This window comes from Candidatus Krumholzibacteriota bacterium (assembly GCA_016931295.1).
Classification (GTDB): domain Bacteria; phylum Krumholzibacteriota; class Krumholzibacteriia; order Krumholzibacteriales; family Krumholzibacteriaceae; genus JAFGEZ01.
On the sequence record JAFGEZ010000038.1, the window covers coordinates 68,012 to 78,822 of the forward strand.

Annotated in this window: 12 protein-coding genes; all 12 read right to left on the minus strand. The window is 69.2% G+C overall.

Annotation, left to right across the window (positions count from 1 at the left end; translation table 11 throughout):
- Positions 1 to 3: 3 nt before the first annotated feature.
- Positions 4 to 864 carry a 4Fe-4S binding protein gene (locus JW876_10085; GenBank protein MBN1885854.1) on the minus strand — a complete coding sequence of 287 codons (861 nt, stop codon included), beginning with the start codon at positions 862 to 864 and terminating at the stop codon, positions 4 to 6.
- 51 nt (positions 865 to 915) lie between these two features.
- Positions 916 to 1,326, minus strand: coding sequence for an Rrf2 family transcriptional regulator (locus JW876_10090; GenBank protein ID MBN1885855.1), 411 nt, complete (start codon positions 1,324 to 1,326; stop codon positions 916 to 918).
- A gap of 129 nt (positions 1,327 to 1,455) precedes the next feature.
- Complete coding sequence (locus tag JW876_10095; GenBank protein ID MBN1885856.1) at positions 1,456 to 2,679, minus strand: flavodoxin domain-containing protein; 1,224 nt, start codon at positions 2,677 to 2,679, stop codon at positions 1,456 to 1,458.
- Between the two features lie 43 nt (positions 2,680 to 2,722).
- Positions 2,723 to 3,538, minus strand: a complete 816-nt coding sequence (locus tag JW876_10100) for a ZIP family metal transporter (GenBank protein ID MBN1885857.1) — start codon at positions 3,536 to 3,538, stop codon at positions 2,723 to 2,725.
- Between the two features lie 36 nt (positions 3,539 to 3,574).
- Positions 3,575 to 4,426: a 2-oxoacid ferredoxin oxidoreductase gene (locus JW876_10105; GenBank protein ID MBN1885858.1), complete on the minus strand. Its 852-nt coding sequence runs from the start codon at positions 4,424 to 4,426 to the stop codon at positions 3,575 to 3,577.
- Positions 4,413 to 6,116, minus strand: a complete 1,704-nt coding sequence (locus JW876_10110; GenBank protein MBN1885859.1) for a 2-oxoacid:acceptor oxidoreductase subunit alpha — start codon at positions 6,114 to 6,116, stop codon at positions 4,413 to 4,415. The genes JW876_10105 and JW876_10110 overlap by 14 nt, the downstream gene beginning before the upstream one ends.
- 124 nt (positions 6,117 to 6,240) lie before the next feature.
- Positions 6,241 to 6,762: a ferritin gene (locus tag JW876_10115; GenBank protein ID MBN1885860.1), complete on the minus strand. Its 522-nt coding sequence runs from the start codon at positions 6,760 to 6,762 to the stop codon at positions 6,241 to 6,243.
- 3 nt (positions 6,763 to 6,765) lie between these two features.
- Complete coding sequence (locus tag JW876_10120; GenBank protein ID MBN1885861.1) at positions 6,766 to 7,143, minus strand: desulfoferrodoxin; 378 nt, start codon at positions 7,141 to 7,143, stop codon at positions 6,766 to 6,768.
- 73 nt (positions 7,144 to 7,216) lie between these two features.
- The gene (locus JW876_10125) at positions 7,217 to 7,789 is read right to left on the minus strand and encodes a rubrerythrin family protein (GenBank protein MBN1885862.1); all 573 of its coding nucleotides are present in this window, start codon (positions 7,787 to 7,789) and stop codon (positions 7,217 to 7,219) included.
- Between the two features lie 76 nt (positions 7,790 to 7,865).
- Entirely contained in the window at positions 7,866 to 9,125 is a 1,260-nt protein-coding gene (locus JW876_10130; protein MBN1885863.1) for a permease, read from the minus strand.
- A gap of 40 nt (positions 9,126 to 9,165) precedes the next feature.
- Entirely contained in the window at positions 9,166 to 9,960 is a 795-nt protein-coding gene (locus JW876_10135; protein ID MBN1885864.1) for a TIGR02757 family protein, read from the minus strand.
- Positions 9,961 to 9,967: 7 nt separating this feature from the next.
- On the minus strand, positions 9,968 to 10,378 hold the full coding sequence (locus tag JW876_10140; GenBank protein MBN1885865.1) for a transcriptional repressor: 411 nt from the start codon (positions 10,376 to 10,378) through the stop codon (positions 9,968 to 9,970).
- Positions 10,379 to 10,811: the final 433 nt, after the last annotated feature.

Below are 10,811 nucleotides of genomic sequence, written 5' to 3' on the forward strand. Positions count from 1 at the left end.
TCTCTACCCCGGCAGCACCGTCCCGTCGATCCTGACCGTCACGTCGGCCATCGGCACGATGCGGCCCGAGGCAGCCACCGCGTCCTTCACGAGGTTCACGATCCCGTTGCAGCAGGGCACTTCCATGTGCGCCACCGTCACCGAGCGGATCCCGGCGGTGCGGAAGATCTCCGCGAGCTTCTCGCGGTAGCGCGACGTGTCGTCGAACTTCGGGCAGCCGACCAGCAGCACCCGCCCGGCGAGGAGTTCCTCGTGGAAGCCGGCGTGGGCGAAGGGCACGCAATCGGCGGCGACGAGCAGGTCGGCACCGCGGAGAAAGGGAGCGTTCGGGGGAACGAGGTTGATCTGCACCGGCCACTGCCGGAGGGCGCTGTGCCGGAAACCGCTTCCCGGCACGGGGTCATGCGGTGGGGCGTCCGGCGGCACGGCGGCGTTCTCGCGGCGGTCGACGATCTTCGCGCCGGGGCATCCCCCGTGGAGCCCGCGACCGCCATCGCGCGGCGCCGCGAATCCCTCCGGCACCGCGATCCCCTTCTCGCCGAGACAGGCGATCGCCTCGGCGAGGAGATCGTCCTGCCCGTGGCCCTGCAGGTGCTCGAGATGCGCGCGGATCGTGTTCGCGCCGTGGGGGATGACGTTCTCCATCACCCGGCGCTCGTCGTAGGGCCCGGCCTCGCGCTCCTCGACCTCGATCGCCCCCTCGGGGCAATGGCCGATGCAGGCGCCCAGGCCGTCGCAGAAGAGGTCGCTCACGAGCCGCGCCGTGCCGTCGATGATCTGCAGGGCGCCCTCCGGGCAGTTCGGCACGCACTCGCCGCACCCGGTGCATTTCTCCTCGTCGATCCTGATCATCTCCCTGCGCATCCCGCGCTCCTTTCGGTCGGCGCCCCGCGCGCCGTTCAGCCGGTCGGCCGGTCAGTAGACGCCCTCGAACTCGGCCAGCTTCGTCGCGGCGAGATGCCTGCCGACCATGCGGTTGATCGAGGCGACGAGGTCGCCCATGATGCAAACGTCGCCCATGCACCCCGGCGTTCCCATGAGACAGTCGCTCGGCCTGAGCGGCCCGTCGATCGTCTCGAAGACCTCGAGCAGCGTGATGTCGCCGGCGGGACGTGCCAGTTCGAATCCGCCCCCCGGCCCCCGCCTCGCCTTCACGAGCCCGGAGCGGGCGAGCCGCTGCAGGACCTTTGCGAGATGATGCTCGGAGGCGCCGATCGTTTCGGCCAGTTCCCGCACCGAGTGGAACTCGCCCCCGCGGCTGGCGAGGAGCGCCATCGAATGCAGCGCCAGCGAGGCCGCTTCCGATATGTTCAGCACGCTTCTCATTGCCTTCCTCCTCTTATGGTATTACGGTACTCATATACCAATATATACGTGGAGTTCCCTCCTGTCAAGAACGTCCCGCGAGGACATGAAGGGATGCCGCCCGGCAACCGGCGCGCGACCGGGCGCGGATCAGACGACGCCCTCGACCATCGGCGGCAGGTCGGCGATGCGCTTCGCGACGGCAGCGCCGAGCGCGCGGCAGCCGAGGAGCGCCTCGGTGTCGGGAACGTACTTCACCCGTACCCCCTCGGCGGCCTTCTCGACCTTCATCTCGTCGAGCCATCCCTCGAGGAGCTTCACCGCCTCGCCGCTCCAGCCGTACGACCCGAAAGCGCCGCCGACGAGGCCCTTCGGCTTGAGCCCCTTCAGGTAGGTGAGGATGTCGGCCAGGGCGGGAAAGATCGTGTTGTTGAGGGTCGGCGACCCGACGACGAGGGCGCCGGCATCGAGGATCTCGGTGGCGATGTCGCTGCGGTGCGTGCCGCGGGCGCTCATGATCCGCACGCAGGCGCCGTTCGAGGAGAGGCCGTCGGCGACGGCCCTCGCCATCGTTTGCGTACTCCCCCACATCGTGTCGTAGAGGATGACGGCCTTGCGCTTCCGCTCGCGGCCGGCCCACCGGCGGTAGAGCGCGAGGATCCGGTCGATCTTCGAGCGCCAGACGGGGCCGTGGTCGGGGGCGATCACGTCGATGTCGAGACCGAGCGACTCGATCCGGTCGAGTACCTTCCCCGTGATGTGCGCGAAGGGCAAAAGGATGTTGGCGAAGTACTTCGCCGCCTCCTGCTCGAGGACGAGATCGGGGATCTGGTCGTCGAAGCGCTCGCACGAGGCCAGGTGCATCCCGAAGCCGTCCTGCGAGAAGAGGACCCTGTCGGCGTCGAGCCAGGAGACCATGCTGTCGGGCCAGTGCAGCATCCGCGTCTCGACGCAGGTCAGCGACATGTTCCCCAGGTCGATCGACCCCCCGTCGGAAACCGCCTCGACCGGCAGGCCGGCGTGGAAATGCTCCTCGATCGCCTCTGCGCCCTTGGCCGACGCGTAGAGCCGCTCCGGCCCGATCGCGCGGACCGTCTCGACGAGGCAGCCTGAGTGGTCCATCTCGGAGTGGTTGGAGACGATCGTGTCGATCCCCGAGGGATCGGTCACCGAGGCGATGCGCGCCATCATCTCGTCCCTGAACGGCTTCTTGACCGTGTCGATCAGCGTCACGCGGTCGGCCATGACGAGGTAGGCGTTGTACGTGCTCCCCCGGTGCGTGGAATATCCGTGGAAGTCCCTGATGTCCCAGTCGATGGCGCCGACCCACCAGACGTGTTCTGTCACGGGGATCGCGCGGAAGATTTCCTTCATCCCGTCGCCTTTCTGCTGACGTCCACGGTACAGGATACACGCTTCACGCGCCGAACGCCACATCGAGGATCATCATCAGCACGAATCCGCCGATCGCACCCATCGTGGCGATGTCGGTGTTTCCCTCGCTCTGCGACTCGGGGACGACCTCCTCGACGACGACGAAGATCATCGCGCCGGCGGCGAAGCCGAGCGCGTACGGCAGGATCGCTCGCGAGGAGAGGACGGCCAGGGCGCCCGCGACTCCGGCGATCGGCTCGACGATGCCCGAGAGCTGCCCGTACCAGAAGGCGCGCAGCCGCGACATGCCCTCCCGCCTGAGCGGCATCGAGACGGCCGTCCCCTCGGGGAAGTTCTGGATGCCCATGCCGACGGCGAGGGCGACGGCCCCGGCCAGCGTCGCCGGCCCGATGCCGGCCGCCGCGGCGCCGAAGGCCACGCCGACGGCGAGCCCCTCGGGGATGTTGTGCAGCGTGATCGCGAGGACGAGGAGCGTGCTCCTCCGCCACGTGGTGCCGATCCCCTCCGCGTCCGCCGTCGCCATCCGCGGATGCACGTGCGGCAGGATGCGATCGACGACGCGCAGGACGATCGCGCCGAGGAGGAAGCCGGCGGCGGCGGGGAACCACGAGGGAAGAGGGCCTTCCCCGCTCATCTCGAGCGCCGGCGCGAGAAGCGACCAGAAGCTCGCTGCGATCATGACGCCGGCCGCCACGCCGAGCATCGCGTCGAGGACCCGCCGCTCGATGTCGCGCCCGGCGAAGACGACCGCCGCCCCCGCGGCGGTCATGAGCCAGGTGAAGCAGGTCGCGATGAGCGCCTGCGTGACGGGGTGGAATCCCCGGAGCAGTTCGGCCATGTTTTCTCCTCGTCGCCGGCGGCCGCGGAAATCGGCCTACCTGAATCCGTCCATGATCCTTGCGAGCGCCGCCGTGTCGTGCTCGCGGCCGACGAGCGGTCCGTCGCGGAGGACGGGAACGCGCTGCTCGAAGGGCGCGCGATCGCCCCGGAAGAAGACGCCCACGGGGATGCGGTCACCCCATTCGCGCGCCCGCGCCGCCGCCGCCTCGCGATCGGAGGGATCGTGATCGCCGCCGAGCTCGTAGACGCGCTTCTTGTACCAGGCGAAGGTGTTGATCCTGTTGAACGAAACGCACGGCTGGAGCACGTCGACGAGCGCGAAGCCGGGGTGGCGCACCGCCTCGGCGACGACCCGAGCGAGATGGTCGGGCATCCCGCTGAAGGAACGGGCGACGAAATTGGCGTGCATCGCGATCGCGATCGAGAGGGGATCGAACCGCTCGCTCGTCACGCCCCCCGGCTGGGCCTTGGTCACGAGCCCCTCGGCCGAGGTCGGGCTCGCCTGTCCCTTCGTCAAACCGTAGATCTGGTTGTCGTGCACGATCATCGTGATCCCGATGTTGCGCCGGATGGCGGCGAGGAAATGGTTGCCCCCCTCGCCGTAGCAGCAGCCGTCGCCGCTCTCGACGATCACCTCGAGGCGGGGATCGGCGAGCTTCGCCCCCGTCGCCGCCGGCAGCGCGCGCCCGTGCAGCCCGTCGAAGACGTTGACGTCCAGGTAGTGCGGCGCCTTGGCAGCCTGGCCGATCCCGGAGACGAAGAGGACCTCGCGGGGGGCGATCCCCGCCGCGGCGAGGCCGTTCTTGACCCCCTCGAGCAGCTGGAAGTTGCCGCAGCCCGGACACCAGGCCGTCTCGTGCGATCCGAAATCCTCAGGCGTCACCATGGCCGAGCCCCCTCAGGATGAAGCCGGGCGTGATCGGCAGCCCGTCGTACCGGTTGATCCGTTCACCGAACGCGAATCCCGTCTCGCGCCGGACGAGCCCGGCGAACTGTCCCGCGGCGTTCCCCTCGACGCAGACGGCGCGCGGGGCCGCCTCGAGCGCGGGCAGGAACGCCTCCGCGACAAGCGGCCAGACCTGCGAAAAGTGCATCACGGCGGCCGGCGTGCCCGACGCGCTGATCGTTTCGGCGGCCTCGACGGCCGCGCCGCGCGTCGACCCCCAGCAGACGATGAAAAGCTCCGGGCGCTCGTCGCCGATCAACTCGGGCGGCGCCGCCTCCGCACGTATCCCCTGTCCTTTCCGCAGGCGCTTCCCGTGCTGCAGGACCCGCGCCTCGAGGTTTTCGGTGAGATGACCGTCCGCGGTGTGCTCGTCGCTGTCGGCGACCACGATGTGCCCGCCCGCGCCGGGCGTGAGCCGCGGGGACACCCCATCCCCGGTGACGCGGTAACGCTCGTATGGCGTCTCGACCGACGCCGGATCGGCGCCAACCCGCACGGCGGGGAGTCGCTCGATGTCGAAGGGCTCGACCGCGCGGAGGGAATCGGCGAGGAACTGGTCGGTGAGAAGGAACATCGGACCCTGCCAGCGCTCGGCCGACTCGACGGCGCGCCGCGCGAGGTGGAAGCACTGCTCGACGGTGCCGGGAGCCCAGATCGCCCGAGGGAACTCGCCGTGCCCCGCATACAGGACGAAATCGAGGTCGGCCTGCTCGGTGCGGGTCGGCAGCCCCGTCGCCGGTCCGGGCCGCTGCGCGACGACGACGACGAGGGGGGTCTCGGTGGCCCCGGCGAGGCTCACTCCCTCCTGCATGAGGGCGAACCCGCCTCCCGAGGTGGCGGTCATCGCCGTCGCGCCGGCGAAGGAGGCACCGATCGCCATGTTGACCGCCGCGATCTCGTCCTCGGCCTGCTCGACGACGATCCCGGCGCGTTCGGCCATGCCGATGAGGGTCAGCGGAACCGAGGTCGCCGGCGTCATCGGGTAGAAGGAGCAGAACCGCACGCCCGCCGAGGCCGCCCCGAGGGCGATCGCCTGGTTGCCGTTCATGACGAGCCGGTTCGTCCCGCCCGGCGCCGCCGGCAAGGAGAGGGCGCCGCCGCCCCGCGCCGCGCCCCGGTCGAAGCCGGCGTAAAAGGCCTCCCGGTTCGCTTGGGCGACCTCCGCCCCCTTCTTCTTCTCGAACGCGTGCGCGACCGTCTCCGCCGCCTCGGCGCGGTCGAGACCGAGAAGCGCGCAGAGGACGCCCAGGGCGACGGTCCCCCGCACGATCCCGCCCGGGAGCTCGTCGAAGGGAACGGCGAACAGGCCCTCGCCGTCGCCGGCACCTTCCGCGTCGGCCCGGTCGGCCACGATGACGCCCCCCTCGCGCATCTCCTCGCGGTGGATCGCGATCGACGGGGCGTCCAGACAGAGCAGCAGATCGACCCTCTCGTCGGGGGCGTGGATCTTTCCGGCGGAGGCCCGGACGGCGAAGGTATTGTGCCCTCCCCGGATGCGCGACATGTAGCTCTGCGTGACGACGATGCGATACCCCGCCCGGACGAGGATCCTCGCGAAAAGCCCGCCGAGGGTCTGCAGGCCCTGCCCCGCCTCTCCCGCGATCAGCGTATTGACGACTCGTTCATTCACCGGTCACCTCCCGCCGCCGGCCGGCGGCCCGCATGCGTTCCGCTCCCCCGACGAACGAGGGGGAGGCCGCCCGGCCTCCCCCGTTCCGTCGATGAACACCCGATCCCGTCGCGTCGCGGGAAAGCTACTCGCCTTCCCCCTTCGCCGGCGGCATCGTGTAGGTACGGGAGCCGAGCTCGCGGTCGATCATCAGCAGCGCGTGCCCCGCCTTGCCCGCCATCTCGAGGAGCTGGACGTTGCGGGAGGCGTTGGACTCCTCCTCGACCTGCTCGTCGACGAACCACTGGAGCATGCTCTTCGAGGCGTAGTCCTTCTCGGCGTTCGCCAGCGTGACGAGCGCCTCGATCTTGCCCGTGATGAACTGCTCGTGCTTCAGGGCCGCCTTGAAGGCATCGAGGGGCGATGCCCAGACGTTCTCCGGCTTCTCGATGGCGAGCAGCTCGACCTTCCCGTCGCGCTCGTGGATGTGATCGAAGAACTTCATCGCGTGCTCCATCTCCTCCATGGCCTGCACGCGCATCCACTGGCCCATCCCGTCGAACCCCTGCTCGTGGAAATACGAGGCCATGGAGAGATAGAGGTACGCGGAGAACATCTCGTGCTGTATCTGCTGGTTGAACGCGTCTCGCACCTTCTTCCTGATCATCGGCTACTCCTTCTTCCAGAGACCGTGGACATTGCAGTACTCCCGCGCCTGGACGCTGGCGGCCTTCACGTGGAAGACCGCCTCGGGAGCGTCGCCGGGATTCAGGAACTGCCGGCAGGCGTGCCCGTCGGCGACCAGCTCGATCCACTCGATCCAGTGCTTCTCCTCCATCGGGTGAGGCGTCGAGCCGACCGTCACCTTGTAGCCCCCGTCGATCTTCTCGATGACGGGAACGTGCTTCTCGGTGGCCTGGTCGGCGGTCTTCGCCTCCATGAGCTTCATCGGCTCGGCGCAGCAGACGAGCTGCCCTGGCCCCTCGTGCAGCACCTCGACGATGTTTCCGCATTTGTCGCACTTGTAGATCTGTCGTTTCCTGGTCATCTGTCTCCCCCTTCCGTGGCTGAGAATCGAACCTTCACGAATACGAACGGTGTATGGCGACGGCCGCCCGGCGCTACCAGTTCTCGCCGAGCAGCTCGAAGTATGCCTGCGGGTGCGCGCATGCCGGACAGCGCTCGAGCGCCTCCGTGCCGGTGTGGACGTAGCCGCAGTTGCGGCAGCGCCAGGCGACCGTCGCGTCGCGCCTGAAGACGCGCCCCGCCTCGATGTTGGCGAGGAGCTCGCGGTACCGCTTCTCGTGCTGCTTCTCGGCGACGGAGACCGCGTCGAACACGTCGGCGATGTGCTCGAACCCCTCGTCGCGGGCGATCTGCGAAAAGCCGGGGTACATCTCCGACCACTCGTTCTCCTCGCCCTCGGCCGCCTCCCTGAGGTTGTCGGCCGTGGAGGAGATGCAACCGGCGGGGAAGACGCCCGCGACCTCGGCCATCCCGCCCTCGAGGAACTTGAAGAAACGCTTGGCGTGCTCTTTCTCCTGCTCGGCCGTCTCGGCGAAGATGTCGGCGATCTGCACGTACCCCTCCTTGCGCGCCTGGGACGCGAAGTAGGTGTAGCGGTTCCTCGCCTGGGACTCCCCCGCGAACGCGGTGAGGAGATTCCTTTCCGTCTGCGTTCCCTTGATCGACATGCTCCGGCTCCTTTCGTGTCGTGGTGGATGGGTCGACTGTACTACGTCCGGCCTCGCCGGACAAGAACGTTCATGATCATTCCTTCTTCGGCGGCGCCGCGCCGGCGAAGCGGTACCCGAGCTCCTCGACGGCCCGCTTCATCGCCTCGACGTCGAGATCGGCCCCCGTCACGATCGCTTCGGCCCTCCCGAGATCGACCGCCGCGGCCGAGACCCCCGGCGTCTCGAGCAGCGCCCGGCGGACGCTCCGCACGCAGTGCTCGCATGTCATCCCCTCCACCCGCAGCGCGAGCGTCCTTCCTCCAGCGGACGACACCGCCCTTCCGGCGCGCGAGCGGCAGAAGAAGGAGCAGGCGACGACGCCGGCGAGCAGGACGGCCGCTGCCGTCCTGACCGCGCCGGGAATCATCCAGGGCATCGCGGCGCCCGGCTCGGCGCCGGTCTCCGCGAGGAGGAAATCGAGCAGCAAGCCGGCGCCGAGGGCCGAGAAGGCGACCGTCCCGAGATAGATCATCGCCGTTCGCCGCCCCATGATCTTCCAGACCGTCGCCACGGTGGCCGCGTTCGTGGCCGGCCCGGTCATCAGGAAGACGAGCGCCGCTCCGGGCGACACCCCCTTGGCGATGAGCGCGGCGGCGATCGGCACCGACGCCGTCGCGCAGACGTAGACGGGAATGCCCGCCGCCATGAGGACGAGCATCGAGACGACCCCCCCGCCGAGCGCGCCGGCGAAGAAATCGTCGGGGACGACCGCCGCGATGACGCCGGCGACGATGACGCCGAGGACGAGCGCCCGGTTGATGTCCCGCGGCAGGGCGACGAATCCGTACCGCATCGCGTCGCCGAAGTTGCCGCCGGCGTCCGGGGCGCAGGAGCCTCCGGCGCAGACGGGCCCGGCGGACGGGGCCTCGCGCTTCTCGTCGCCGCCGAAGAGGGTCACGAGCCCGCCGCCGAGCACGCCGCTCGCGAACGCGACGAGGGGCCGGAAGACCGCGAAGACGGGCCCGAGCAGACTCAGGGTCACCATGATGCTGTCGACACCGGTCTGCGGAGTCGAGATCAGGAAGGAGGTCGTCGCGCCCCGCCCCGCGCCGTGGCGACGCAGGGAGGCGGAGACGGGGATGACGCCACAGGAGCAGAGCGGCAGGGGTACGCCGAAGAGGGCCGCCTTGACGACCTGCGAAAGCCCCCGGCCGCCGAGGTGGCGCTCGACCGCCTCGGGTCGGATGAGGATCGAGAGGATGCCCGCCACGAAAAAGCCGAAGAGCAGGTAGGGGGACATCTCGCGGAGCGTCTCCCAGACGGCGCCGAGGATCTCGAACAACATGCCGGCCATCTCCATCACTCCTTCCGGCGCCGCGCGGGGCGCCGTCCGTCTATGCGATCCCGAGCCGGCCGAGCAGTTCCGCGCGGTCGTCGTCGTCGCGGATGCCGAGCCGGGTCAGGGCGAAATCGTACTTCACCGGGTCGGCCGGCGAGACGCGGCGGAAGGCCGCCGTGATCTCGAGAGCCGTTTGCAGGTCGGCCTGGCGGCGGCCGGTGAGCCCGAGGGCGAGGCCGAAGCGGTGCATGTGCCGGTCGAGGGGCACGACGAGCATCGCCGCGGGCACCTCCCACCCTCCCGGATCGACCGCGTCGCGGCGGACCATCCACCGGAGGAAGAGGTTGAGACGCTTGCAGGCGCTCCGGCGGCAGGGCGAGGGAAGCAGGCAGGCCCCGTCGTCGTCGACGCCGCAGACGATCCGCCCGGCGAAGTCGGCGAGCGCCTCGATGACCGTCTCGCCGCCGGGATCCAGCTTCGAGCGGAATCCCGCCTCGAGCGAGCCGTCGGCGGCGATCATCGCCGCCGCGCCCGCGAGAACCGCGGCGAGGTCGTCCCCCGTCGCCCACCGGTGACGGAACCCCTCGTAGATCCGCCTGAACTCGGCCGGCGGCGTCTCCGCGAGAAAGGCGGCGGGGCTTCCGGCCATCGGCGCGAGCGCGATCTCGACGCTGCGCATGATCTGCCGCACGCCGCCGAAGGCGAGCGACGAGGCGACGAGCCCGGCGATCTCGCGGTCGCGCACGTCGTCGAATCCGTAGAGCAGCGCGAGCGGATCGGGATCGACCCAGGCCCGGTCGTCGTAGCGTTCGTAGAGTCGTTCGAGCGCCTCGGCGACCGGGGCATCCATCGTCCGTTCAGGATTTGACATCGGCCGCCTCCAGCTGCTCCGCCCCCCGGCAGTCCCGGCACACGCCGACGTACTCGACGTGCCGTCCGGTCACGGCGAATCCCGTTCGCTCCGCGACGCGGCGCTCGCACTCACCCGTCTCCGCCTCGATCTCGACATCGACAATTTTTCCGCATGAGGTGCACCGAATGTGGGCATGTCCGCCGGTGTGGCCGTCGAATCGCATCTGCGCCCCGCCGAAGGTCAGCTTGCCGATCATGCCGCGCCGGGAGAGGAGCTCGAGCGTCCGGTAGACCGTTCCGAGACTGATCCGGGGCATCCTCCGCCGGACGGCGTCGTAGACCTCGTCGGCCGTCGGGTGTCCGTCCACGCCCCGGAGGGTTTCCAGGATGGCCCGTCTCTGTGGTGTCATACGCATATCGTTACCCGCCAAGCGCTTGAGTAGATAATAGTAATTGGAATCATTATTGTCTATATTCGCCCCCACGTCAAGGATAATTTCCTTCTTCCCTCGCCTCGGCCTGCGCGCCGGTGGCGGAACGGGGCGGGGGAGGACCCGCCGCCGGATGGCGCGGCAGATGGCGCGCAGGCCTTTTGCTCACGTAAAAGAATAGCCGACAGGAAGATTCCGTTTGACGGATGGTACGGTTCTTGTTATTCCGTCCCGAATCGATGCGGCCCGGTTTCGGCATCACGCCCGTCACCTCCGCGACCGCGCGGGACGATCGAACGACATGCGGCCGGGTGCCGCATCGAACACAACAGAAGGGGGTTTCGATGAAACGACCCATCGTCATCGTGCTCGCCCTCGCGGCCGTCATGCTGTATCCGCCGGGAGCGGCGGCGCAGTA